The organism is Hymenobacter sp. YIM 151500-1 (assembly GCF_025979885.1).
Taxonomy (GTDB): Bacteria; Bacteroidota; Bacteroidia; order Cytophagales; family Hymenobacteraceae; genus Hymenobacter.
Genome location: NZ_CP110139.1, coordinates 3,625,544 through 3,652,218, shown reverse-complemented (window position 1 = coordinate 3,652,218; position 26,675 = coordinate 3,625,544). Strand labels below are relative to the sequence as shown.

Genomic DNA, 26,675 nt, shown 5'->3' with positions numbered 1-26,675 from the left:
GTAGAAGCGCGCTTCTTTTCGGCAAACTGTCTGCTTTGCTCGATAAATGAATGTGGAGTATTAATTCGCACTGCCGCGCCTCATACACCGTGGCAGCTCAATTACCTACCGGTACGCCTATCCGCCTGTATGAGCCCCAACCCCAACGGTTACCTTCCGCTACACCGCCACCAGCCGCCCTGCCAACGCCGCCTCCGAGCAGCGCATCTTATAATTCGCTTGGTATAGTTCTATTTCTTGCTACTGCGCTCCTAGCTACTGCGCTCCTGCCTTTGAACCTGAGTCTTCCCCAGGCCTGCCCCCGACCTTGCCCCGAAGCTCACCGCGGAAATGTCGCGTAAGGATGTTGTCATCTACCTAGGTTTGACGGGTGCTGAAGCTGTCGGACCGGTTGCTGCTAGAACAGTCAGTTACCACGACGACAGCGTAACCTTAGCTAATGGCAACCGGTCCGGCAGCTTAAGCACCCGTCAGACTAGAGCGTTTACCGCTCCTAACATTGCTATAAGAGGAAGAAGCGTATTATCAGGAATGTTACCTGCTTCCCCATCGATAACTAATTATCGCGCAAAAGCCCCGCGACCTTTCGGCCGTGGGGCTTTTTGTCTTGGTCCAGGTTCGCCGATTAAGTGGTGAGGCGAAAGTATGCCGTCTTTTTTCGTCTGGTTCTCCTCTCTTTCTGGAGAGGGAGCCAAAGGGTGAGGCGACCCACCAGAACAACCGCCAACTACTCAATACACCCGATTCCGGCCGCTGCGCTCCACGAGCTGCCGCATTTCCTGGTTGAAGCCAACTTCCTCGCGCAGGTCTTCCAGCGGGAGGTGGAAGCGGTACTTCCAAAAGTGCTGGGGGTTGGCGGGCACGTTGATTTGCTCGGCCAGCGGGTCCTGGCGGCGCAGGCGGGCGTCCATGGCCAGCAGGTCCTGCAAAGGGAAGATGGCCCACATGGCGGGTGAGTGCAAGTGCTGGGCCGTGATTTCGCGGGCCACCCAGGGCTCGCAGAACAACGGGGCCTGCTCGCCGTGGTGGCCCAGGGTGTACTCGAAAAAGCGCTGGGTTTTTTCGCGGTCCTCCTCCCACCAGCCGCGCACGGTGCTCATGTCGTGGGAGCCGGGGCTGACCACCGACAGGTAGGGCGCGGCGCCGGGGTGGCCGAACTCCACGGTGGGGTCCGAGGGCATGCGCTGGATGTTGAGGCCCAGAATACCCAGGGCCTTCATCACACCGGGCACCGACTCGGGCACCATGCCCAGGTCTTCGCCGCAGATAAGCATATCGGTGGCGAAGCGCACGGCCGGCAGCTTCACCAGGCCCTGGCGGCGCCAGAAGTCCTCGTGGCGGCGGAAGAAGAAGTCCACGTACAGGTCCCACATCCGGCGGCGGCTTTCCTCGTCCAGCTCCTGAAACGAGCGGCTCAGGTGCACCGTGATGCGTGGGTGGTAGAAGTCGGCCTGGAGGTCATCGGGCACGAACAGCACCTCGTTGACCAAGCGGTAGAGGCCCGTGCGCAGCCAGGTGTAATGGTCCACGTTGCCGGGGTCCTGCGCCATCTTCTCCGCAAATACTTCCTCAAGCTGGCGCTGGGTGCGCACCGGCTCTTTAAGCCGAATGGCGCCGTGGCCGGCATCCTCCATAAACTCGTCGAACACGGCCTGGGCCTGGGCGTGGAACAGGTCCTGGAGGATATGCCAGCGGATGTAGGGCTCACACAGGCGGCCGTAGTCGAACCAGCCCAGGCGTTGCTCAATCTCGTGGCGATGCAGGGGCAGGGCGGGCGAGAAGTGGCCGAGCAACCCTTCCACGGAGTGCCCCGGAATCTCCCAGATGCGGAAGAAGCCCAGGATGTGGTCGATGCGCAGGGCGTCGAAGTAACGGGCCAGGTGGCCCATGCGCTGCTTCCACCAGGCGTAGCCGTCCTCGGCCATCCGCTCCCAGTTGTAAGTAGGGAAGCGCCAGTTCTGGCCGGTTACGGAAAAGTCGTCGGGGGGGGCGCCGGCCTGCTGGTGCATGTGGTACAGCTCGGGCTGGGTCCAGGCATCCACGGAGTGGCGGTAGATGCCAATGGGCAGGTCGCCCTTCACCACCACGCCGCGCTGGCGGGCGTAGTCCACGGCCTCGCGCAGCTGCCGGTTGAGGTGGAACTGGGTGAAGAAGTGGATACCGAAGTCGTCGAAGTCGGGGGCGTCCGGGCGCACCAGCTCGCTCACGCGCGCGGGGGTGCGAAACTCCTCGGGCCACTGCTGGAAGTCGGCGGTCTGGTACCGGTCGCGCAGGGCCGAGAAGGCGGCGTAGGGCTCCAGCCAGGCCCGCTGCTCCTGGCGGAACGCTTGGAAAGCCGGGTCCTGGAGGAAGCGGACTTTTTCCTGCTGGTAGAGCAGCCGGATGAAGCGCCACTTGGCCTGCATCACCGGCTCGTAGTCCACGAAGTCCTTGGCATTCAGCTCGTCGCGCAGGCGTTCCAGCTCCTGGCGGGCGGCGGGGTCCTGCAACTCGGCCACGGCCTCGAGGCTGAGGTACTGCGGGTGCAGGGCAAACACCGAAATGGCCGCGTACGGGTACGAATCAACCCAGGTGTGGGTGGCCACAGTGTCGTTGATGGGCAGCACCTGCACCAGCTGGAGGCCGGTGTTTACGGCCCAATCCACGAGCAGCTTGAGGTCGGGAAACTCGCCCACGCCCAGGCCGCGGCGGCTGCGCAGGGCAAACACGGGCAGGGCCACGCCGGCCCCGCGCCAGTGGCCGGTAGGATAGCGGAACTGGTCGTCGGACTTCACGCGCAGGGTGCGGCGGTCCGCCGAGGGGTAGATGAGCCGGTCCTCGCCAGCTTCCAGGTGAATGATTTTCTTTTCGCGCGGGTCCCAGATGCCGTACTTGTACTGCACGGTGCGTTCCGGATTTTCCAGCGCTACATCGGCGCACCACGTGGGGTAGCTTTCGTCGGAGAGGATGACGGCCTTTTGAGCGTCCCAGGCACCCAACGCCGGGTCGGAGCCGAGCACACAGAGCAGGTGGTCGGAGTCGACGCGCGGAGCCGTGAGCTGGAAGCGGACGGTTGCCTCACCCCCCGGCCCCCTCTCCAAAAGAGGGGGGGAGCCAGACGACGCCGTTATAGTTGTTGCTGAAGCAACACCCTTCTTTTCCGGACGGCGCATGAGGGCGCGGGTGAAGGCGGCGGTGTGCAGCTCGTTTTCGGGCAGGGCGGGGGCCCGCCAGAAGTCTTCGAGTACGATGCGGGTGAAGCGGCCGGCATCAGCGGTGATGGTGCGGTTGGGGCCCCACTCCCAGTTCTGGCCGCCGTCGCGCTCATCCAGCAGTACATACTTATACTCTACCGTGCCCAGCTGATCGTCGGGGAGGCTGATTTCCTGGCTCCAGGTGCCAGCGTCGGGGGCGTAATGCAGGCTCAGCGCCTCGGCGAGGTTCCAGCTGCCCAGGCTGGGCAATCCACCGCACACCACCAGGCGCTGGCCCCAGGCAGTGCGGAAGGGCAGGGTAAAACGAAGAATCATTCGGGGTTAACTTCGGATTGGGGGCGCAAGTTAGGGAATAAGGGGCTTGGGGAAATGAGTGAATGAGTGAATGAGTGAATGAGTGAAGGTACGGCACCTAGCGGCAGACTTAGCCAGCAGAGCTGGCGCGTCTGCCCGCCGGCCCACGGGGCCAGTCTCCGGACTGGCGGCCGCCGCCGGCGGCCAGGCGGAACCGCGCCGTTAGGATGCTGCGCCGCAAAGCTTCCGCTTCACTTCGTTCCCATTGCTTGCCTGGCTCTGTCACCAACCCGAGGCGCTAACTCGGAAATTTGAACGATTTTCGTGGAAAAATGCGGAAAACGGGAGCGTTGCGTTACATGGGAGTGGCGCGGTACCGGCTGGCCGCTGGCGCGGCCGCAAGTCGGGAGACTTGCCCCATGGGCCGGCGGGCAGACGCCTCGCCTCCGGCCAGAAGTCTGCCGCCAGTAGTTCAAGCCGGCGGAAGTTCCTGGCTGCGCCGTTCGTCCGTCCGTTGTGTGGACACCACAGCAGGACGACCGTTCATTGTTCACATTTACCTCCTATTGACCACATTACCCACATTCCAACCCAGCTAACCCCAACCGCAGTTTTCTCGTTTGGCTGACCGAGCCCTCACCTCACTCCTATCTACCTGCTGCTTTGCCTGTTTACGCCCGCCGTATCCTGTACGCCCTGCTAGGGCTGCTTGCGTTTGTGCTCCTGCTTGTGGTGGGAGTGGTTGTGTTTTTGCAGTTTCCGGCCGGCCAGGACTTTGTCGCCCGCCGGGCCGAAAACTACCTGCGGGACAAGCTGCAAACCGAGGTCCGCATCGGGAAATTTCGCACCGACTTCAAGCACGCCATCAGCTTGGATGGGGTGTATCTGGAAGATCAGAAAGGCGACACGCTGCTGTCGGTGGGGCACTTGGGGGTGAACCTGGACATCTGGGCCCTGGCGAAGTCGCAGATCAACGTGAAGAGCCTGGAGCTGAACGACGGGCGCGTGGCCATCAGCCGCACCGAGCCCGACAGCGTGTCGAACTACGACTTCATCGTCAACGCCTTTGCCACCGGCGACACGACCACCACGACGCCGGCCGATACCACCGGGGCGGGCTTTCAGTACAACATCGGCGACCTGCGCCTGACCAATATCCTGCTCACCTACAACGACCAGGTGGACGGCATGAATGTGCGCACCAAAGTGGGCGAGCTGGCCGTGAACATGGACGAGGTGGACGTGGACGGCTCCACCTACCGCATCGACCAGGCGGCTCTGCGCAACACCAGCATCGGCATCACCCAAACCAAAACCGCCCCGCCCGACACGGCCACGGCGGAGCCTTTGGAATTGGAGTTGGGCCTGAACCGGGCTCAGCTGGCCAACGTGAGCCTGAGTTACCGCAACGACCCGTCGGCGCAGTTTATCAGCACCCGCGTAGGCGAGGCCGACATTACGGCCGACGCCATTGACCTGCGCGGCTCCCGCGTGGCCCTGAACACGTTGCGCCTGCGCAACTCCTCCTTCGCCTACGCCCAGAACGAAAACGTGCCGGTGGAGAAGCGCCTCGTCAACCCCGCCGAAGCCGTGCGCGACCTGAACGAAGCGGTGGAAAAAGCCAACGGGGCGCAGCCGGCTTCCTGGCAGGTAACCCTGCGCCGCTCCGACATCAGCGGGGTAGACGTGGCCTTCGACAACTTCAACGAGCCGCGCCAGCAGACCCGCATCCGGGGCATGGACTACAACCACCTGAAGTTCACGAACCTGACGCTGAACACCGAGAACCTGCGCTACTCCGCCGACAGCACCACCGGCCGCATTACGCAGCTGGCCGGGCAGGAGCAGAGCGGCTTTGCCATTACCCGCGCCGCCGCCAGCTTCCTCTACGACGACCACCGGATTCAGCTCAACAACCTGGACCTGCTTACGCCCCATAGCCACCTGCGGCGGCGCATTGGCATTGGGTACAAGGAGCTGGCTGGCATTGCCGACGACCTGCCCAACCTGCGCCTTAACGGCGACCTGCGCGAGGCCCGCCTGGGCTTCCGCGACGTGCTCTATATCACGCCCACGCTCATCGACACGCCCCCGTTCAGCAGCGGCCCCAACCAGTCGTTTCTGATTACCGGGCTGGTAAGTGGCCGGCTGGGCGACTTGCGGGTACAGAACCTGGACTTTGTGGGCTTCCGCAACACCATTGTGCGGGGCGAGGGGCGCATTCAGGGCCTGCCCTACACCGACGACCGGCTGGTGCTGAACCTGGACCTGGACTACGTGCGCACCACCGAGGCTGATATGCGCAGTCTGTTGCCGGCCGGCACCCTGCCCGAGCTGGGCATCAACCCCAACGCCCCCCTGACCATAAGCGGGCAGGTGCAGGGCCGCATCAGCAACCTGGCCCTGCAAAACATCGACTTCCGGGGCCTCAGCGGCACCCGCATCCGGACCAGTGGCCGCCTACAAGGCCTGCCCAACACCGACCGCCGCCTCTACGCCGACTTCACCATCCGGGAGTTTACCTCCACTGCCGCCGACATTCGGGGCATGCTGCCGGCGGGTACGCTGCCGGCCGGCTACAACCTGCCGCCCCGGCTGTCGTTGACGGGCACGTTCCGGGGGCGGCCCACGGCGCTGGTGTTTGATACCGATTTGCGGGCCACTACCAGCTTCGGCAACCTGGCGGCTAAGGTGAACGTGGGTGAGGGTCCGGCCGGGCAGGAGCCGGTGCGGGCTACCTTCAGCACCCAGGCCCTGGATGTGGGCAAGTTTCTGGGTGACCCCACGATTGGCAAGATAACCGCCAGCGGCACGCTCACCGGCCGCGGGGGCCTGGACCCCAACCAGCTGCGCGGCACCTTAAACGCCAGGGTGCAGCAGGCCACCTACAACGGCTACACCTACCGCGGCATCACGGCCAAAGTGGACATCGACCGGAACCGCTACGTGGTGGATGCCCGCAGCCAGGACGACCCCAACCTGAACCTGGATTTGCTGGCGACCATCGACCTGCGCAACGCGTCCAACCCCAGCTACCGCGTAGACCGCCTGAACCTGCGCGGGGCCAACCTCACGGCCCTGGGCTTCTATACCGGCGGCGACCTGCGCGTGCAGGGCGACTTGGCCGCCGACCTCAGCGGCTCGGACCTGAACACGCTGAACGGTACGTTCTCGGGCAACCGCATCGTCATTGTAAGCAACAACCGGCCGTTTGCGCTGGATTCGGTGAGTGGGCGCATTGTGCAGCGCACGGGCCGCACCGAGGTGGATTTTGCCTCCAGCGTGGCCGACCTGACCTTGCGCGGCAACATGCGCCTCGGCGACCTGGCCCTGGAGCTACAGCGCCACATCGACCGGTACTTCGACTTGCCTGATGTACAGTTCCGGCCCTCGCAGGAGCAGCGGCAGCTTACGTTTGAGGCCCGCCTGAAGCAGCCACGGCTGGTGCAGCAGCTCGTACCCGACCTCACCCAGCTTACGCCCTTCACCCTCACTGGCTCTTACGACAGCCGCGCCGCCGACCTGCGCCTGAACACCCGCGTGCCGCGCATCGTGTACGCCGGCTTCGCCCTCGACTCGCTGCGGCTCGCCGTCAGCTCCGACCCGCAGAAACTGGACTACCGGCTGGGTTTGCGTCAGATCAGCCAGGACACCAGCCTGACGATTCCGAACCCCACGCTGGCCGGGTCGGTGCAGAACAACCAGGTGGGCACCCGCCTGCGCATTGCCGAGTCGGACAGCGCCCAGCGCCTGAACCTGGCGGGCGTGCTGCGGGTGCTGAACGGGGGTAGCGCCTACGCTTTCCAGCTCGATTCGCCGGTAATTCTGGATAACAAGGAGTGGACGGTGACGCCCGGCAACGAGCTGCGCTACACTACGGCCACGGGCGCCATCTTCGCGCAGAGCGTGGACATTCGGCGCAATGAGCGTTTCCTGACCCTGCAAACCCTGGCCGGGGCCCAGTACCCGCTGCAAGTCACCATGGGCAACCTCGACCTGAACGGGTTGGGCCGCGCCGCCGGCCTGGGCGACTCACTCGTTACGGGCACGCTCAACGGGCAGGCCGTGGCCCTGAACCTGGGCCAGCCCCGCCAGGCTTTCACGGCCGACGTGACGCTGAAAGACTTCGGCTACAACAAAGCCACCATCGGCGACGTGGCCCTGCGGGCTACCAACCCCACGCCCGACCGGTTCGACGTGGACGCCCGCCTTACCAGCGCCACCGGTATGGACGTGCAGGCCGTGGGCTACTACCTGGCCACGCCGCCCTCACCCATCGAGTTTGCCCTGAACGTGAAGCGGCTGGACCTCAAGATTATCGAGCCGTTCTCATTGGGGCAGCTGCGCGAAATGGGCGGGGGCCTGACCGGCCAGCTGGCCCTGACCGGCACCGTGGCCCAGCCCCGCATCAACGGCACGCTCACCACCACCCCGGATGCCACATTTACGCTTACCCAGCTGGGGGCACCCTACTTCCTGGCATCCCAGGAAATCGACTTTACGCCGGAGGGCATTCGGCTGGAGGAGTTTGTGGTGCGCGACTCGGTGGGTAACCGGGCCGTGGTGAACGGCTACGTACGCACCACCGACTACGTAAATGATTTCCGCTTCGACCTGGATGCCACCACCGAGGACTTCCTGGCCGTGCAAAGCTCCCAGCGCGACAACCCCCTGTTCTGGGGCAAGCTGCTGGTCGATTCCGACTCGCGCATTACCGGCACCCTCAACCTACCCGTGGTACGCACCACCGCCCGGGTAGAAGACGGCTCGGCCCTGTCGGTGGCCGTGCCCAACGACGACCCGGTAGAAGTGGCTCGCGCCGGCATTGTGGAGTTTGTGGACAAAAGCGCCCCGCTCGATACCATGCTGGCCCGCAACGTGCCCCTGGACACGGCCGAAACCACCACCGGCTACGACATCCAGGCCTTGGTAACGGTTACCGACGCCACGCCCTTTACCATTGTGGTAGACCAGGCCTCCGGCGACAACCTGCAAGTGCGGGCCAACGGCACCCTGAACACGGCCATCGACCGGACCGGCAACATCACCCTCACCGGCCGCCTCGACGTGGCCAGCGGCAAGTACCAACTCTCGCTGTATGACCTGGCTTCGCGGGAGTTTGAAATTGCGCCCGGCTCGTCTATCACCTGGACCGGCGACCCGTACAACGGGCAGGCCAACGTAACGGCCATCTACAACGTGCGCGCCGCCCCGGCCGAGCTGCTGTCGGGCCAGGGCTCCACCGACGAAACCCTCAATGCCGTGGCCCGCAACCCGGTGCCGTTCGAGGTCGACCTGAAAGTAACCGGGCAGCTGCTCAAACCTATTATCGGCTTCGACATTCGCTTGCCCGAGGAGGCCCGCTCCGACCTGCGCGGCCCCATCGAGACGCGCTTGGCTCAGCTGCGCCAGCCCTCCGAGGAAAGTGACCTGAACAAGCAGGTATTCTCGCTGCTGGTGCTGGGCCGCTTCCTGGCCGACGACCCGTTCCGGAGCAGCAGTGGCAGCCTGGTGGCCGAGCAGCTGCGCGGGTCGGCCAGCCAGGTGCTCACCCAGCAGCTCAACAACCTCACCGGCTCCTACCTCTCCAACCTGGGCGTGGAGCTGGGCGTGAATTCTTACGCCGACTTCAGCAGCGGCTCCGAAAAAACCCGCACCGACCTGAACGTGGCCGTGCGCCGCCAGCTGCTCAACAACCGCCTCACCGTGCGCCTGGGCACCGACGTGCCCCTGGGCGGCGGCAACCAGGCCAGCCAGGGCCAGAGTGGCAGCAACGTCAGCTCGTTTGCCGGCGACGTGAGCATCGAGTACAACGTGCTGGCCAACGGGCGCATCCGTCTGCGGGCCTTCCGCAACAACGCCTACTCCGACATCGACGGGCAGTTTGTGCGCACCGGCGCGGCCCTCATCTTCCAGCGCGACTACCAGAACCTGGCCGACTTGTTCAAGGGCATCGACTCCCAGGTGAAAGAAGACATGAAGCTGGACCGCCGCCAGCGCCGCCAAAACCGCCGCAATGCCCCCCGCGACTCCACCGCTACCCCCGTAGCCGCCCGCCCCGACTCGGTCCGCCGCCCGGCCGCCACCCGCGCCACTCCGATTCGCGCTGATTCGGCGCGTACCCGGCGCCCGTAACCCCCCAGCCCCGCCCTGGCTTGATGCGCCACATCCTCCGGGAGAAGGGGAGCCTGATTTTCCTTTCCCTGTTTCTGACCACTGACTTCATGGCTTCATTACTTCCCTTCTGCTTTTCCCTAAAAGGCCCTGCCGACAAGAATCGTCAGGCTCCCCCTCCCCACCGGGGAGGGGGCTGGGGGGTGGGGCTGCTCCTGCTGCTGGCGTCCTGCTCCGGCACCAAGTACATTCCGGAAGGCAGTAAGCTGTACACTGGCAGCGCGGTTAAGCTGAAATCCGAGGCGCCGATTCCGAACGAGGCGGCTTTGCAAACGGAGTTGGAGTCGGTGATTCGGCCCAAGCCTAACACGTCCATTCTGGGGCTGCGGCCCAAGCTGTACTTCTGGCACCTGGGCCAGGGCAAAACCAAGGGCCTGGGCAAGTGGCTGGCCGACCGGTACGGCGAGAAGCCCGTGCTGCTGAGCGAAGTGGACACCCAGCGCGTAAAGGGCCTGCTGATTAACCGCCTCTACAACAACGGCTACTTCGCGCCCGTGGTGCACAGCCGCATCCAGACCAAGGGCCAGACTGCCAGCGTAGACTATAACGCTTCACTAAACAAGCCCTACCTCATCAAGGAAATCCACTTCCCCCAGGGCGACTCCCTGCTGCCCCGCGCCGTGCGGGCCACCCAGGCGGGCTCCTTGCTCAAGGTGGGCGACCCGTACAACCTCCAGACCTTCACCAACGAGCGGGTACGCATCGACGGGGAGCTGAAAAACCAGGGCTTCTACTACTTCGCCCCCGACTACATCCTGTTTCAGGTAGATAGTACGCTGGATAATCAGGTGAACGTCTACCTGACGGTGAAGCCCACCACACCGCCCCGCGCCGCCAAGCCCTATATCCTGAACCGCATCCGCCTCAACACCGACTATTCCCTTTCCGACACCACCCTGAGCGAGCGGCCCATTCGGTACCGGGGCTACATCTACTACCCCGACGAGGAGGTGTTTTCGGCCCGCTCCATCACCAACGCCACCTTCCTCTACCCCGACAGCCTCTACCGCCGCCGCCGCCAGGACCAGACCCTGAGCCGCCTGATGAGCCTGGGCGTGTTCAAGTTCGTGGACATCCGCTTCCGCCCGGCCGCCAACAAGCCCGACTCGGCCGGCTACGGCTTCCTGAACTCCGTTGTGCGCATGACCCAGGTGCCCAAGAAAAGCCTGCGGGCCGAGGTGCAGTTTGTGAGCAAGGCCAACGGCTTCGTGGGGCCGGGCTTCCGGGTGCAGTACCGCAACCGCTCAGCCCTGCGCGGGGCCGAGCAGCTGCTGGTAAACCTGACCGGCTCGTTTGAAAACCAGCGGCTGAACGACGCCACCACCATCGGGCTGACCAGCTACGAGCTAGGGCTGGATGCGCAGCTCCAGGTGCCGCGCCTGATTACCCCGCCCCTGCCCTTTCTGGACGTGCGCCTGCCCAGCTCCGACTTCCAGCCCCGCACCTTCTTCGGGGCCAATGTGCGGCGCGTCGAACGGCGGGAGGCCTTTATTCAGGATGTGTTTGGCGTCAACTACGGCTACACCTGGAAAACCCGCGTTACCAACGAGCAGGAGCTGCGCCCCATCGACGTGCAATATATCCGCACGGCCGATACCAGCCGAGCCTTCAGCCGGTTGTTGCAGGAGCGGCCTTTTCTGGAAACCTCGTTCCGGCAGCAGTTTGTACTGGCCAGCTCCTACCGCTACACCTACAACCAGCAGGCCCTGGAGCAGCGCCGCAACCAGATTTACTTCAGCGGGGGCGTAGAAGTGGCCGGCAACCTGGCCCGCCTGGTTAGCTCCCTCACGGGCCAGCCCCGCGACGCCGATGGCTCCTACACCCTACTCGGTCAGGAGTTTGCCCAGTACGCCAAATTCGATTTGGAGCTGCGTAACTACTTCCGTATTAGCCCGCTGCCTACCAGCGGCAACAAGCTGGCTACCCGCCTGCTGCTGGGCCTGGGCCTGCCCTACCAGAACTCCCGCGTGCTGCCCTACCTGCGGCAGTATGGCATCGGCGGCCCCAACAGCATCCGGGCCTTTCCGGCCCGCGGTGTCGGGCCCGGTACCTACCGCCCCCCGGTTGCCAGCGAAAACAACTCCTTCTACGACCAGGTAGGCGACATACGCATAGAGGGCAACATCGAGTACCGGCAAGACCTGTTTCCGTACGTGAAAGGCGCCCTGTTCGTGGATGCCGGCAACATCTGGCTGGTCAACCCCGATTCGAGCCGCCAAACCATTGACGCTCAAGGCAACCCTGATAGCCGCAACGGACAATTTGCCTTTAATTCTTTCCTGAAAGAGCTGGCCATAGGTGCCGGCATCGGCCTCCGCATCGACGTGCAGTTCTTTGTCATCCGCCTAGACCTAGCGTATCCCATAACTTACCCATACGACAATGTGGATATTCGTAACGCTGATGGCTCACTGATTTATAGGTCGCAGCCAAAATTGAATATTCTGGATCCTCGCCTGAACATAGCCATCGGGTACCCGTTTTAGCCTCACCCCCCGGCCCCCTCTCCCGCGGAGAGGGGGAGCCAGACGACAGGTCGTTTTACGCCGCTCTGTCGGCTACTGCCTCCAGAACGGCTACCGGAAGCAGCGAACATCATAGCCGCGTAGTGGCTAAAGGTTTATAGAGACAATAAGCAGTAAAAACAAGGCGCCGCGTAGCGGTGCAAGGAACGTTTGGGCGTCTCTTGCACCGCTACGCGGCGCCTTGTTGTCTGTACGTGTGGCGGCTACAATCCTTCAGCCGCTACGCGGCCACTGTGCTGTCCTCAGTGGTAGCCGTTCTGGAGGCGCTAGCCGACAGGGCGGCGCAGAACGACCCGTCGTCAGGCTCCCCCTCTCCGCGGGAGAGGGGGCCGGGGGGTGAGGCTACGACACCGCCGTTACTGCTTCCCGCTCCGGCAACGCGGTGCGCTTGCCCACCGGCTCCTCCACCGGGGCCACCGTCACGATGACGAACTTCGAGGTGGGGGTGTTGCTCTTATAGGCCACTGAGCCAATGGGAACCAGCACGTTGCCTTCCGGGAAATACATGGCGCAGTCGCCCTTCGGGATGTCGTAGGGAATGGCAATGAACTTCTCGGCGTGGCGCTGCTGGCCCTCGAAGTGGCTGGTGATGTTGACCAGGCCCCGCTCCCGAATGCCGCGCTGGCGCATGTCGTCGGGGTGCATGAAGATAACCCGCCGCTCGTTGTGCACGCCCCGGTACCGGTCGTTGTAGTCGTACACGGTGGTATTGAACTGGTCGTGGCTGCGGATGGTCATCAGCACCAGCTGGTCGGGCTCCAGCACGTGCTTTTCGTAGGGCGTGCTGCTGAAGTTGGCCTTGGCATTTTCGGTGGTGAAGTTTCGCTCCCGCGGGCCGTTGGGCAGGTAGAAGCCGCCGGGGTGGCGCACCTTCTCGTTGAAATCCTCGAAGCCCGGAATAGTGCGGGCTATGTAGTCCCGGATTCGGTCGTAGTTCTCGGTGCAGCCCACCCAGTCCACCGTGGTTCGGTCGCCCAGGGTAGTCAGGGCAATGCCGCACACAATGGCTACTTCGCTCAGCATCTGGCCTTCCAGCGGTTGCAGTACCCCTTTGCTCATGCTCACCACGCCCATCGAGTTTTCGCAGGACGTAAACTGTTGCCCCGACTTCTGCATGTCAATATCGGTGCGGGCCAGGCAGGGCAGCAGTAAGGCCATTTCGCCGTTGACGAGGTGGCCCCGGTTGAGCTTGGTGGTCACGTGCACCGACAGGCGCAGTTTGCGCATGGCTTCGGCCACAAACTCCGTGTCAGAAGAAGCCGAAAGCAGGTTGCCGCCCATGGCCATAAATACCTTCACGTGGCCGTCGTGCAGGGCCTTCATGGCTTCCACCACGTCGTAGCCGTACTCCCGCGGGGGCTCGAAGTTGAACTCCTCGGCCAGGGAGTTGAGAAACTTGTCGGTGGGCCGCTCCCAGATGCCCATGGTCCGGTCGCCCTGCACGTTGGAGTGGCCGCGCACCGGGCACAAGCCCGCACCGGGGATGCCCACGGCTCCCTTCATAAAGTGCATGTTCACGATTTCCTGAATCGTGTACACGCCGTTTTTCTGCTGGGTAAGCCCCATGGCCCAGCAGGTGATAATCTTCTTGTGGCGGCCAATCAGGTTGGCGGCCTCCTGGATTTGAGCTTTGGTCAGGCCGCTGGTTTGCTCAATATCGTCCCAGCTGGTGTTGTTCAGCGTTTCCACCAGCTCGGGGTAGCCGGTGGTGTACTCCCGGATAAACTCCTGGTCGAGCACCTGGCCGGGGTTCAGCGCTTCGGCTTCCAGCAGACACTTCATCAGCCCGCGCAGCACCAGCTGGTCGGAGTTGATGCGCACTTGCAGGTAGATGTCAGTAATGGGTGTACCGTCGCCGAGCAGAGCGCCCAGGGCCCGCAGCGGGTTCATGAAGTCCTGGGGGTTTTTGAAAGCCAACAGACCCGCCTCGTATAAGGGGTTGATGCTGATGATTTTAGCACCGTTGCGCTTGGCCTTTTGCAGGGCCGTGAGCATGCGCGGGTGGTTGGTGCCGGGGTTCTGCCCGATGACGATGATGACCTCGGCCTCGTAGAAGTCGTTGAGCGTGACCGAGCCTTTGCCCAGGCCGGTGGTGTTGCTCAGGGCCGCGCCGCTGCTTTCGTGGCAGAGGTTAGAGCAGTCGGGCAGGTTGTTGGTGCCGAACTGCCGCACAAAGAGCTGGTACAGATACGCCGGCTCGTTCGGCACTTTGCCCGAGGTATAAAAAATGGCCTCGTGCGGCGACTTCAGCGCGTTCAGCTCATCGGCCACCAACTGAAACGCTTCTTCCCAGGTGATGGGCGTGTAGTGTGTGGCCCCCGGCCGCAGCACCATGGGGTGCGTAATGCGGCCGGCGTTGTTCAGGTCCCGGTCGGTCATGCGCGACAGGTCCACGAGGCTGTGCTTGGCGAAGAACTCGGGGTCTACGCGTTGAGAGTCGGCATCAGAGGCCGTGGCCTTAGCCCCGTTCTCACAGAACTCGGCCACCGAGCGGTGCTCGTCGGGGTCGGGCCAGGCGCAGGAGGAGCAGTCGAAGCCATCCTTCTGGTTCATCTTGAGCAGGGCGTGCGTGCCGCGCCCCACGCCGTCCTCGCCCCAGGCAAAAGCGCCCGACTTGAGCACGGCCGTAACGCCGGCGGCTACTTTGGCGGGCTTGGTGAGCTTGAGGCCGGTAAACTCCTCGGGCGGCTGGGCCAGAATAGGGTACTTATGCTTGGCGCCCAGCGTGTCGGGCGCTTCCATAATTCGCTCGTCCATCGAGTGGCGGTCGGGCGAGGTGCTCCAGTTGTCACTGGTGGGGGCAGCGCCCTGGTCGGGCCGCTCCCCGCTTTTAGGGGCATTGTCGCTGGCCGTTTGCTGCTCGGTTTTGCCGGCTTTGCTAGGGTCGTAGGCAGGAGATTTGTCCATAACTCGGGGTGGGATGAAAGGTCAAGTGGAAATCCGGAAGCGCACAAGTACCCAATAAAGTTGAGCTTAGTGCCTGCAATCCAGGTCCTTCTCTACCAAGATACGCAGCTCTTGGCTCTCGGTCACTCTTATTTTTTCCGAAAATCCGATTTGTTCCGAGCCCGTCCAGGCTTCGGCAATAGCGGGCGGCACGCGCACCTCCAGGGCGGCCCCCACAAACAGCACCCGCACCGTGGTGGCGGAGTCTTCGCCGGGCAGGCGCTCCAGGGCGTAGGTAAGCTGGTCTTCGGGCCGCGGGCCCAGTTTGACGGTGCTTTCCACGCGGCCCGTTTGGGCAAAATGTGCCACCTCGTCGTCCGACAAGCGCAGGCGCAGGGAGTTGTCTTCGATGCGGAGCTTCATATAATCACAGATTGTGCAGATTACGCGCTGATTACGCGGAGGCGGAATCGTAAGGTTGTACCAAACCCCAGTGCCCCAAAACCCGGCTTCGGCTTGGTTGTGCGAGTCGCCAGAACTGTCATTCCGACGCAGGAGGAATCTGGATTTGACATCTGGTGAGTAGCCCAGATTCCTCCTGCGTCGGAATGACAGTTCACGCGGGCCGGAACACAGCTCTGAGGTCCTCGTTCTTACTTTTCTGTAATCCGCCAGGGGTGGGTGTAGATGTTGTAGCGGTTTTGACGCACGAAGCCGCAGAGGGTCATGCCGAAGTCGTGGGCGGCTTGCACGGCCAGGGAAGAGGGGGCACCCACGGCCGCCAGCACCGGAATGCCGGCCACGGCGGCTTTCTGCACCAATTCAAACGAAGCCCGGCCGCTGACCAGCAGCACCGCGTTGTGCAGAGGTAGCTGCTCCTGAAGCAGGGCCGCCCCGATTACCTTGTCGAGGGCGTTGTGGCGGCCCACGTCTTCGCGCAGCAGCAGCAGCTCGCCCGCGGGCGAAAATAGGGCCGAGGCGTGCAGGCCGCCGGTTTGCTCAAACAAGGCCTGGGCCGCGCGCTGCCGCTCGGGCAGCTGATGAATGACGCTAGCCGCTACGTGGGGGCCGGCAGCGGGCAGCACTGGGCAGGCGCTGGCGTGCACGGCCTCGATGCTGGTTTTGCCGCAGACCCCGCAGCTACTGCTGGTGTAGAAGTGGCGCTCCAACCGGGGCAGGTCCACGGCCGCCCCGACGGCCAGCTCGGCGCGCACCACGTTTTCCCGCTCCTCCTCTTTTTCCACATCGGCGCAGTAGATAACCCCGGTCAGGTCCTGGCGGCCCCGGATGATGCCTTCGGTGAACAAGAAGCCGGCGGCCAGCTCGAAGTCGTGGCCAGGCGTGCGCATGGTGATAGACAAGGTGCGGTGCTGGCGCTGCCCCGCCGGCCCGTAGCCCACCCGGATTTCCAGGGGTTCCTCGGCGGCCAGCACGTCGGAGGCCGTGGCTACGTCCTGGCCCTGCACCCGCTGCACGGTCACGTAGTCGTAGCTGGTAGGAGGCAGCAGAATGTCCATGTGGTCAATTAAAAATTGAGAATTAAAAATTAAAAATGGCTTGGTGCGTCTTCTTGCCTATGCACAAGGAGGGATAGAGAAGCGGTATCATCCATTCCGAAAACCTTCCTGTTTCTCCAACTTTGCCAAGGTGAAACAGGTTTCACACGAACTGTTTTTACGCTGCTGTTGCTGAAGGATTTAGCAGACCGTCACGAAAGCCAGCATCCCCAATTTTTAATTTTTAATTCCTAATTTTTAATTGAACACATGCTGACTGCCGACGAACAACACCGCTACCGCCGCCACGTGCAGCTGCCCGAAATCGGGGAGGCGGGGCAGCTGCGCCTGCGCGACGCCCGCGTGCTAGTGGTGGGCGCCGGGGGGCTGGGCTGCCCGGTGCTGCAATACCTGGCCGCTGCCGGCGTGGGCACGCTGGGCATCGTCGACTCCGACAAAGTGGAGCTGAGCAACCTGCAACGCCAGATTTTGTACGGCCCCGACGACCTGGGCCAGCGCAAAGCCGAGGTGGCAGCTCGGGCCCTGCACCGCCTCAACCCGCTGGTCGTCACCGAAATTCACGCCTACCGTGTCACGCTCGGCAACGTGCGGGAGCTAGTGAGCCGCTACGACGTGGTGGTGGACGGCTCCGACAACTTCCCCACCCGCTACCTGCTCAACGACGCCTGCGTGAGCCTGGGCAAGCCCCTGGTGTCGGGAGCCATTTATAAGTTTGAGGGGCAAGTTTCGGTGTTCAACTACCAGGGCGGCCCCACCTACCGCTGCCTGTTTCCGCAGCCGCCCTCGGCCCAGGAGGCGCCCAATTGCGAGGCCACCGGCGTGCTGGGCGTGCTGCCCGGCCTGGTGGGCACGGCCCAGGCCACCGAGGCGCTGAAAGTGGTGCTGGGCCTGGGCGAGGTGCTGAGCGGGCGGCTCTGGCTGCTCGATGCCCTCACGTTCGAGACGCGCACCCTGCGCTTCAAGCGCCGCCCCGAGCAGGCCGCCATCACCCTCGACACGGCCAACCACGACGACTACGCCGACCTCTGCGGCGTGGGCGTCAGCTCCGTTTCGGTGCCGGAGCTGCTGCGGCAGCTTCATTCCGGTAATCCGCCTTTCCTGCTGGATGTGCGGGAGCCGGAAGAATACGCCGCCGGCCACCTGCCCGGCGCCACCCTGCTGCCCCTCAGCGCCCTCGACCGGGGTGCCGCCGCCGTGCCCCGCCACCACCCGGTGGTAGTATACTGCCGCTCCGGGGCCCGCAGTGCCCGCGCCGTGGAGCGCCTCCAACGTGAGTATGGCTTAGCCAACCTGCTGAACCTGGAAGGCGGCATCCTGGCCTGGTCGGATGTCGTGAACAAAGAATCGGTAGAGTAAACAGCCCTGGCAGCTCTGGCGGCAGACTTAGCCAGCTGTGCTGGCGCGTCTGCCCGCCGGGGGATGGGGCAAGTCTCCGGACTGGCGGCCGCGCAGCGGCCATCAGGCGTCAGGGCCGCATGAATTGGTGGTAGGATAGACAGATGTAACGCGAAGTTTCACTTCGCGAGGCGTCAGAACGATTCAGGACCGGTCGTTCTAGCATCTCGCGAAGTGAAACTTCGCGTTACCGTCTTTTTACGCAGGCTGCAAAGCCATGCGGCCCTGACGCCTGATGGCCGCTGCGCGGCCGCAAGTCCGGAGACTTGCCCCATCCCCCGGCGGGCAGACGCGCCAGCACAGCTGGCTAAGTCTGCCGCCAGAGTCGCGCTAGGGCTGTCGGCGTCCCGTTCCCGCTTAGTTAGCCGGGGTGGCGGGGGTGGAGCGGCGCAGGTCCAGGTTTACCACGGTATTCACGATAAAGCCGTTGTTGCGCTGAAACACGTTGCGGCCTTCGATTTCGCGGGGCAGCTGCAGCCGCTGCTGGAAAAAGCCGCCCTCTATCCGGAACGCCGGCCCGAACCGGTAGCCCAGCAGCAGGGCCAAGCGGTTCTGGTCGAACACGTTTTCGTTGACATTGCGGCCGAAACCAAGAAAGATTTCGTCGTAGGCAGCGGCGTAGGGGCCGCGGCCGCCGGGGCCCGGCTGGCTCAGCGGCACCTGCACGCGGGCCATGTAGCGCAGGCGGTTCACGTACACCCACTCGTCGGGGTCGGGGCTGGTGGGGCTGAGGAAACGGCCAAACCAGCGCTGCTCCAGCATAAACCGGTGGCTGACCTCGACGCGGCCGATGGGGTTGCTGAGCGTGGCCATCTGGTAGATACGGTGCTCAGGAAACTGCCGGCCCGCCGCCTGAATGGGGTAGTCGCCGTAGGGAAACGTTTCAATCCAGGCGTACCCCAGGCGCACCGTCAGCCGGTCGTTGACCTGGTAATTGACCCCGGTGCGCAGCAGGCTCTGCTGCCAGTCGGCCAAGCCGTTTTCGCGGCGGAACTGGTACTCCAGGTGGCCGCTCCACCGCTCGGCAAAGCGCAGCGTAGTGGTGTTGGTAAGCCAGCCGATGGTATTCCGGTCGTTGAGGCGGGTGTTCTGGGCCGCGGCGGGCCTGGCAGCCAGCAGCAGGCCCGCCGCCAGCAGGCCGGCCCCAGCCCAGCGGGCCAGGGCCGGCAGTACTACCGGTGCCGCCATTACTTGCCGGCCGGTTTAGCCGCTGCCGCCGGGGCCCGGAAAGCGGGCAGGTTTTGCAGCGTTTCGGACAGGAACTCAACTTTGCCCGTGCCCAGGTTGTACACCGCTCCCACAATCAGAATCTCGCCGTTTTTGTACTTTTTCGCCAGTACCGGCTCCAGGTCGCGCAGCTGGTTTACCTGGTCGATAACGTTCTGACGGATGGTATTCTCCAGCCGGTCGCCGGCCATGTTCTTGGTTTTTTCGGCGGCCGGCTTCACGCTGTTAACAAGCGAAACGATGTGGCCGGGCACGTCGGGGCGCTTGATGGCCGCATCCACAGCTCCGCAGCTCTGGTGGCCCAGCACTACAATCAGCTTGGAGCCCAGCGCCACCGAAGAAAACTCGATGCTGCCGTACGAGGCCTCCGCCATTACCTGCCCGGCCGTGCGGATGATGAACAGGTCGCCTACCCCCTGGTCGAAGATGATTTCGTTGGGTACCCGGCTGTCGGAGCAGCCCACGATGGTAGCAAAAGGCTTCTGACCTTTCTCGGTGTTGGTGAGGGCGGCGCGGTCCTGGCGCGGCCTGATGCTCTTGTTTTCCACGAAGCGGCGGTTACCGCCCATCAGCTTGCGCAAGGCCACATAGGGGTTGGCGTAGGCCGAGTCCCGATTGACAACGTAGTGGTCCTTCCGCCACTTCGCCGAATCGATGCTGGCTGTCTGAGTTGTCCTAGCCGTTTTGGCCGGGGCCGAACGGCGGCTCTGGGCCTTAGCCGTTAGCGGAGTGGTGGTGAGCCAGCCCAGCAGGGCCAGCATAATCAGGCTGTTGCGTAACATAAGCAGTAAAAGTTTGGTGTGTTTTCCGCTTTAACTTGCGTCTGTCTAAAAATGTTTGAGGCTGCTATCAAAAAAAATAGTAATACTATCTAAAGCGAAAGTTTTTACTTTCACACTGCCGAGACATCTACCGCCAGCCACTTTCACGTTCCGCGCATTTCACTCTTTCTTGCCGCCCTCTGATGCCCCTCACCGCCCCCTCTCCTTCCCGCCGCCTGCGCTTCGACCGAAATGAGCTGGCCGGTGCCTTCGGCGACCTGGGCACCGACCTGCCGCTGCTGATTGGAGTGGTGGCTGCCTCGGGCATGGACAGCGCGGGCGTGCTCATCTTGTTCGGGCTGATGCAGGTGTTTTCGGGGTGGTGGTACGGCATGCCCATGCCGGTGCAGCCGCTCAAGGCCTTTGCCGCCCTGGTTATTGCCCAGAAGCTGCCCGACCGGGTTATCTTCGGGGGCGGGCTGGCCATTGGGGTCGGTATGCTGGTGCTGTCGGTGTCGGGACTGGTGGATGCCCTGGCCCGGCTGGTGCCCAAGCCCGTGGTGCGGGGCATTCAGTTTGGGCTGGCCTTGCAGCTGGCGACGCTGGCGCTGAAAGAATACGTGCCTGCCGATGGGCTGCCCGGCTACGTCCTGGCTGCCGCCGGCTTTCTGCTGACGGTGGTGCTGCTGGGCAACCGCCGCTGGCCGGCCGCTCTGGTGGTTATTGCCCTAGGCGTGGCCTACGCCCTGCTCTTCAAGCTCGACCTGGCCACTGCCCAGCGGGCCGTGGGCCTGCGCCTGCCTACTTGGCACGTGCCCCAGTGGCCCGACATTGTCACCGGCGCCCTGCTGCTGGCTTTGCCCCAGATTTCGCTGTCCTTGGGCAACTCCGTGCTGGCCACCCGCCAGGTCGCCCACGACTACTTTCCGGAGCGCAACCTCACCGTGCGGCAAATCAGCTTCACCTACGCCCTGATGAACCTGATAAACCCGTTTCTGGGCGGCTTCCCGGTATGCCACGGCTCGGGCGGCATGGTGGGGCACTACACGTTTGGGGGCCGCACGGGCGGCTCGGTGGTGCTGTATGGGTTGCTGTTTCTGGGGCTGGGCCTGCTGCTGAGCCAGGGTTTTCAGCAAGTGGTCCAGATATTTCCCTTACCCATCCTGGGCGTGCTGCTGCTCTTCGAGGCCCTGACCCTGGCTAGCCTGCTCCGCGACGTCAGCAGCTCCCGCCCCGAGCTGCTGGTGGCCTTGCTGGTGGGCCTGCTCTGCGCCGGCCTGCCCTACGGCTACCTGGTGGGCCTGACCGTGGGCACAGCCCTGTACTACGCCATGCAGCGCGGCTGGGTAGGCCTGGGAAAGTAGGGTATCTGCGGCTTCTGCGGGCTACGTCGTCCACCCGACTTCCGAACCGCTTATAGAATCCCAGCCAGCACCTGCTGATACTGAGGATTTTCCGTCATGCCGTTGTGGCCCGCGCCGGGCAGCGTGATAAACTGGTCCTTGGGTTTCAGCAGGGGCCGCAGCTTCCGCGCCGATTCGTGGGGAATCACCTCGTCCTGGTCGCCGTGAAAGACGACGATGGGTGCCTGCACCTGGGGCAGCTGCTGATAGGTGCGCAGCGGGTAGCGCACCAGAAAGCCCGGCACCCACGGAAAATGATGGCGGGCCACGTCGCGCAGGCTGTAGTAAGGAGCTTGCAGGATAAGCAGCCGCGGCCGATGGTGGGCCGCCACCCAGGCAGCCACACCCGTGCCCAGCGAGTAGCCCAGCACTACGGTCCGGGCCTCCGGGTATTCGGGCAGGAGCTGCTGGTAGGCAACTTCCGCATCGGCTCGTAGCTGCGCTTCACTGCTGATGTGGCCCTGGCTTTTGCCGTAGCCGCGGTAGTCGAGCAGGAACACGTCGTAGCCCTGCCGGGTGTAGAGCGGGGCCACGCTGCCCCAGCTGTCGAGGGCGCCGCCGTTGCCGTGCAAGTAGAAAATCAACCCCTTGGCCGAATCCGTCTCGGCCCGGAAGAGCAGACCGTGCAGGCGGGTGCCATCGGCAGCCGTCACCCACCGCTCGGTGAAGCGGCCGGGGAAGCGGAATTGGTAGTCGGCCGGCAGGCGCGTGGGGAAAAACAGCAGACTCTCCTGCTTCACGTACAGGAGCAGGCAAACGGCAGCGTACAAGCCCAGGCCCAAGCCAAGGATAATCAGTAGCACTTTCATAAATCACAGATTACGCAGATTTTTCGCAGATTACGCTGATTGGGCTACCAACGGGGAGTAGCATCAGTATAATCAGCGACGCATCTGCATACTCCGTGATTCAGTCTTCGTCTTCCAACTGAAACAGGCTTTCCACCGGCTTGCCGAATACGCCGGCCAGCTTCAGGGCCAGTACGGTGGAGGGCACGTATTTGCCGGCTTCCATGGCGTTGATGGTCTGGCGGCTCACGCCAATGCGCCGGGCCAACTCTTCCTGGGTCAGACGCAGGACGGCCCGCTCTACGCGCAGGTTATTCCTCATAAACTGCCTTGTTGGCTCCCAAGAGCAGGGCCAGATGAAAACGTACCAGAAACAAGAGCAGCGGCGCAAACATGGCGTATAGCATCACGCTCAGGAAGGCAGTGCCACTGAACAGCAGGAAAGACAAAGCCAGCAACGCGTAGTACAGATAAAAAGCCCAGAGCAGCGACGCAAGCCGGATTTTGGCAATGTACTCGTCCTCTACTTGCTCTCGGGAGCAGGCCGCCAACACGCCACCCACGATAAATAATAAAGCCCATAAGTCGTGGTTGGCTCGCTCTGGTCCTGGAAAAGGTGCCCAGTCGCCGAGGCCCGCTGGTAACCAGGCGAGTAGCTTAGGCAGCTTTATGGCTTCGTACAATTCCAACAAGCCCGCTACCAACGACACTCCGGTAAGCACAAGGCCGAGCCGCTTGAATCGATGAGGGAACAAATACTGTGTCAGCATGATACTAGACGCTTAGGTAAATAGACGCATAAACGTCATATATATTTTCCAAAAAGTCAAGTATACATTACACAAAGATAAGGACAGTGTACTTTATTTTTCTCATACCACGCAGACTTGCTGGCCTGATGGCGGGTAAGCTGGGGCGTCTCCAGCTATAATGCGGCCCTAATTTCGCTCCCCGCGCCGAAAAGCAACCACCGAATAGCGCATCTCCGAAACCCGAAATCAGGCACAAGGGTTAAAAGGGCTTTGTTTTGACATTCTTCTCCTTACCCGAATGATTCGGCTTTTCACGCCGCTACCGCTGCGCGGCATTACGCTCAAAAACCGACTGGTGATTTCGCCCATGTGCCAGTACAGCGCCCAGGATGGCTTCGTCAACGACTGGCACCTGGTACACCTGGGCTCCCGGGCCGTGGGCGGGGCCGGCCTGATTTTGCTTGAAGCCACTGCCGTAGCCCCCGAGGGCCGCATTACCCCCGACGACCTGGGCATCTGGCACGACGACCATGTACCTGGCTTGCAGCGCATCACCGCTTTTCTGCGGGCTCACGGCTGCACGCCGGGCATCCAGCTGGCCCACGCCGGCCGCAAGGCCAGCCACACCAGCCCCTGGCAAGGCGGCCAGCAGCTGCCGCCACCGGCCGGCGGCTGGCCCACCGTAGCGCCCAGCGCCCTGCCCTTCGCGCCCGCCGAAACGGCCCCGCACGAGCTGTCCGCCGCCGACATCGAGCGGCTCATTCAGGACTTCCGCTCGGCCACCCGGCGGGCCGTGGCGGCGGGCTTCGACGTGGTGGAGCTGCACGCCGCCCACGGCTACCTGCTCCATCAGTTTCTGTCGCCGCTCAGCAACCAGCGCCCCGACCAGTACGGCGGCTCCTTCGAGAACCGGGTGCGGCTGCTGCTGGAGGTGGTGCGCGCCACTCGCGCCGAACTGCCCAACCACCTACCCCTGTTCGTGCGCGTGTCGGCCACCGACTGGACCGAGGGCGGCTGGACCGCCGACGACACCGTAGCCCTGGCTTACTTGCTGAAAGCCGAAGGCGTGGACCTGCTGGACTGCTCCACCGGCGGCAACGTGCCTCAAGCCTCCATCCCGGTCGGGCCCGGCTACCAGGTGCCGTTTGCCAAGCGGGTGCGCCAGGAAACTGGCCTGCCCACCGGCGCCGTCGGCCTCATTACCACCGCCCAGCAGGCCGAGGAAATCATTGCCTCGGGCCAAGCCGACGTGGTGCTGCTGGCCCGCGCCTCCCTGCGCGACCCGTACTTCCCCCTGCACGCCGCCCAGGAGCTGGGTGCCGAAGTGGCCTGGCCTGTACAGTACGAGCGGGCCAAGCCCCGCCAGACCTGACACGAACGGCAGGTGTAGCGCGCAGCTCCCGTTTCGCGCAGTGTTGAACAGTGCTTGTCGGCGCTGTGGTCCGCACCGATAGGCGCAGCGGAAGCTTCGCGCCGCTGCCGGGCGCAACCCTTACCCGCTTCCGCGCGACCTTACCGTGCGCCTTTCCATCTTGCTCTATGAAACACCTTTCCGCAGCCCGCCTGGGCACAGCGGCGGTTGCGCTGGCTTTGGCCGGCTGCGCCACCAGCCAACCTGCTACCCAACCAACTACCGCGGCGGCTCCGGCCGCACCCACCAGCAGCGGGGGCCGCAGCCTCAGCCTGCAAGACCTTGACCGCACGGTGTCGCCCTGCGAGGATTTCTTTTTGTTTTCGGGTGGCAACTGGCTGAAGAACAACCCAATTCCGGCCTACGCTTCCAGCTGGGGCCCGCGCAACCTGCTCGGCGACCGGACCCAGGCCACGCTGCGGCAGATTCTGGAAGAAGCCGCGGCCAATACCGCCGCCCCCAAAGGCTCGAACCTGCAAAAGGTGGGCGACTTCTACGCTTCCGGCATGGACTCAGCGGCCATTGAAGCGGCGGGCCTGAAGTACCTACAGCCGGAGCTGGCCCGCATTCAGGCCCTTAAGGACCGGAAGGCGCTGCCCGCCCTGCTGGCCCGGCAGCAGCGCCTGGGCACGGGCGCTTTTTTCCGGGCCGGCGTGGGCCCCGACCGGAAGAACAGCTCCCAATACGCCGTCAACCTCTACCAGGGCGGCCTGGGCATGCCCGACCGGGACTATTACCTCAAGGATGATGCCCGCTCCCAGGCCATTCGCACGGCTTACGTAGCGTACCTGACCAACACGTTCCGGCTGATGGGCGACGCGGAGGCTACGGCCGCGCGCAAAGCGGCGGCTGTGCTGCGCCTGGAGAAGCGCCTGGCCCAGGCCAGCCGCACCCGCGTGGAGCTGCGTAACCCTCAGCTCAACTACAACAAGCTGCCGGTGGCCAACTTCCACCGCCAGTACCCGGCCGTGGGGCTGCCTACCATGCTGGCTGAAAACGGCCTGGGCACTGCCCAGGAGGTGATAGTGGGCCAGCCACCGTTTTTTCAGGAGCTGAACGCCGTGCTCCAGCAGGAGCCCCTGCCGGATATAGCCACTTACCTAACCTGGCAGCTGGTGTCGTCGGTGCCGTCGGCCCTGCCCAAGCCCTACGCCGATGAGGCCTTCCGCTTCCAGCAGGTGCAGAGCGGCGCCAAGCAGCAAGCGGCCCGCTGGAAACGAATGCAAGCCGCTACCGACGCTACGCTGGGCGAAGCTTTTGGGCAGCTGTACGTCGACAAGGCCTTTCCGCCGGAAGCCAAGCAGAAGGCGCTGGAAATGGTGCAGAACATCAAGGCGTCCATGGCCGACCACATCCGCAGCAACACCTGGATGAGCGACGCCACCAAGCAGGAAGCCTTGCAAAAGCTGAATGCTTTGCGCGTCAAAATCGGCTACCCCGACCAGTGGAAAGACTACTCGGCCTTGCAGATTTCGCGGGAGTCGTACCTGAAAAACGTGTTGGCCGCCCGTGAGTGGGCGTATCGGGAAAACGTGAAGAAGTTTGGCGGGCCGATTGACCGGAACGAGTGGGGCATGACCCCGCCCACCATCAACGCCTACTACAACCCGCCCATGAACGAAATCGTGTTTCCGGCGGGCTACCTCCAGCCGCCCTTCTTCGACGCCGAAGCCGACGACGCCGTGAATTACGGGGCCCTCGGCGGGGTTATCGGCCACGAAATCACCCACGGCTTCGACGACCAAGGCCGCCAGTACGATGCCCAGGGCAACCTGCGCGACTGGTGGACGCCCGCCGACGCGGCCGAGTTCACCAAGCGCGCCGCCGTAGTCGGCCAGCAGTACGACGCCTTCTCGCCCCTGGACTCGGTGCACGTGAACGGCAAGCTGACCATGGGCGAAAACCTGGCCGACTTCGCGGGCCTCACCGTGGCCTACGGCGCCCTGCAAAAGCAGCTTCAGCAGAAATACGGCTCCAATCCGCGCCCCATCATCGACGGCTTCACGCCGGAGCAGCGCTTTTTCCTGGCCTGGGCCCAGCTGCGCCGCCAGAACATCCGGCCCGCTGCCCTGCGTCAGCAAATCCTCACCGACCCGCACTCACCCGGCCAGTACCGCACCATCGGCCCCCTGATGAACATGCCCCAGTTCTACCAAGCCTTCGGCTGCCAGCAAGGCCAGAAAATGGTGCGGCCCGATGCCGAGCGGGCGGTGATTTGGTAGTAGCTGCCCGGCAAGGAAACGACCTGCCATCCTGAGCTTGCGAACCAGAGGAAGGCGAAGCCAAGGACCTTATCCTGCCAGAACAACTCTGCGCCTTCTGCGCAAATCTCTGCGTCCTCTGCGGGC

Annotated in this window: 15 protein-coding genes; 6 read left to right on the top strand and 9 right to left on the bottom strand. The window is 63.6% G+C overall.

The genetic code is table 11. From position 1 onward, the window contains the following. Nucleotides 1-731 precede the first annotated feature (731 nt). Nucleotides 732-3,509, bottom strand: coding sequence for a 4-alpha-glucanotransferase (locus OIS53_RS15270; RefSeq protein WP_264679433.1), 2,778 nt, complete (start codon nt 3,507-3,509; stop codon nt 732-734). 642 nt (nt 3,510-4,151) lie between these two features. Between OIS53_RS15270 and OIS53_RS15265 the strand changes: the two genes are divergently transcribed. Then, nucleotides 4,152-9,623 carry a translocation/assembly module TamB domain-containing protein gene (locus tag OIS53_RS15265; RefSeq protein WP_264679432.1) on the top strand — a complete coding sequence of 1,824 codons (5,472 nt, stop codon included), beginning with the start codon at nt 4,152-4,154 and terminating at the stop codon, nt 9,621-9,623. A 23-nt stretch (nt 9,624-9,646) separates the two neighbouring features. Beyond that, nucleotides 9,647-12,148: a translocation and assembly module lipoprotein TamL gene (tamL, locus tag OIS53_RS15260; protein ID WP_264679431.1), complete on the top strand. Its 2,502-nt coding sequence runs from the start codon at nt 9,647-9,649 to the stop codon at nt 12,146-12,148. Nucleotides 12,149-12,529: 381 nt separating this feature from the next. Here tamL and OIS53_RS15255 read toward each other — a convergent pair whose 3' ends face one another. The 3 genes from OIS53_RS15255 to fdhD form a co-directional block, all read right to left on the bottom strand. Continuing rightward, nucleotides 12,530-15,094, bottom strand: coding sequence for an FdhF/YdeP family oxidoreductase (locus OIS53_RS15255; RefSeq protein WP_264679430.1), 2,565 nt, complete (start codon nt 15,092-15,094; stop codon nt 12,530-12,532). Between the two features lie 66 nt (nt 15,095-15,160). After that, complete coding sequence (locus OIS53_RS15250; RefSeq protein WP_264679429.1) at nt 15,161-15,496, bottom strand: DUF7009 family protein; 336 nt, start codon at nt 15,494-15,496, stop codon at nt 15,161-15,163. 230 nt (nt 15,497-15,726) lie between these two features. After that, complete coding sequence (gene fdhD / locus OIS53_RS15245) at nt 15,727-16,590, bottom strand: formate dehydrogenase accessory sulfurtransferase FdhD (protein ID WP_264679428.1); 864 nt, start codon at nt 16,588-16,590, stop codon at nt 15,727-15,729. Between the two features lie 249 nt (nt 16,591-16,839). Between fdhD and moeB the strand changes: the two genes are divergently transcribed. Next, nucleotides 16,840-17,946 carry a molybdopterin-synthase adenylyltransferase MoeB gene (moeB, locus tag OIS53_RS15240; protein ID WP_264679427.1) on the top strand — a complete coding sequence of 369 codons (1,107 nt, stop codon included), beginning with the start codon at nt 16,840-16,842 and terminating at the stop codon, nt 17,944-17,946. A gap of 396 nt (nt 17,947-18,342) precedes the next feature. Here the strand turns inward: moeB and OIS53_RS15235 are convergent, their stop codons facing one another. Next, a complete protein-coding gene (locus tag OIS53_RS15235) occupies nt 18,343-19,173 on the bottom strand; it encodes a DUF2490 domain-containing protein (RefSeq protein WP_264679426.1) in 831 nt (276 codons plus the stop codon). Further along, complete coding sequence (locus OIS53_RS15230) at nt 19,173-19,994, bottom strand: carbonic anhydrase (RefSeq protein ID WP_264679425.1); 822 nt, start codon at nt 19,992-19,994, stop codon at nt 19,173-19,175. The genes OIS53_RS15235 and OIS53_RS15230 overlap by 1 nt, the downstream gene beginning before the upstream one ends. Before the next feature lie 182 nt (nt 19,995-20,176). On the opposite strand from OIS53_RS15230, the gene OIS53_RS15225 reads away from it, so the two are divergent. Continuing rightward, nucleotides 20,177-21,337 carry a putative sulfate/molybdate transporter gene (locus OIS53_RS15225; protein WP_264679424.1) on the top strand — a complete coding sequence of 387 codons (1,161 nt, stop codon included), beginning with the start codon at nt 20,177-20,179 and terminating at the stop codon, nt 21,335-21,337. Between the two features lie 50 nt (nt 21,338-21,387). Here OIS53_RS15225 and OIS53_RS15220 read toward each other — a convergent pair whose 3' ends face one another. The 3 genes from OIS53_RS15220 to OIS53_RS15210 all read right to left on the bottom strand — a co-directional run bounded on the left by OIS53_RS15220 (nt 21,388) and on the right by OIS53_RS15210 (nt 22,934). Next, a complete protein-coding gene (locus OIS53_RS15220) occupies nt 21,388-22,185 on the bottom strand; it encodes an alpha/beta hydrolase (RefSeq protein WP_264679423.1) in 798 nt (265 codons plus the stop codon). A 100-nt stretch (nt 22,186-22,285) separates the two neighbouring features. After that, nucleotides 22,286-22,486, bottom strand: a complete 201-nt coding sequence (locus OIS53_RS15215; RefSeq protein WP_264679422.1) for a helix-turn-helix transcriptional regulator — start codon at nt 22,484-22,486, stop codon at nt 22,286-22,288. Then, nucleotides 22,476-22,934 (bottom strand): hypothetical protein, encoded by a 459-nt coding sequence (locus tag OIS53_RS15210; protein ID WP_264679421.1) that lies wholly within the window; start codon nt 22,932-22,934, stop codon nt 22,476-22,478. Before OIS53_RS15210 ends, OIS53_RS15215 begins: the two co-directional genes overlap by 11 nt. 280 nt (nt 22,935-23,214) lie before the next feature. On the opposite strand from OIS53_RS15210, the gene OIS53_RS15205 reads away from it, so the two are divergent. Continuing rightward, a complete protein-coding gene (locus tag OIS53_RS15205; RefSeq protein WP_264679420.1) occupies nt 23,215-24,288 on the top strand; it encodes an NADH:flavin oxidoreductase/NADH oxidase in 1,074 nt (357 codons plus the stop codon). Between the two features lie 167 nt (nt 24,289-24,455). Next, on the top strand, nt 24,456-26,549 hold the full coding sequence (locus tag OIS53_RS15200; RefSeq protein ID WP_264679419.1) for a M13 family metallopeptidase: 2,094 nt from the start codon (nt 24,456-24,458) through the stop codon (nt 26,547-26,549). The last annotated feature ends 126 nt before the right edge of the window (nt 26,550-26,675 follow it).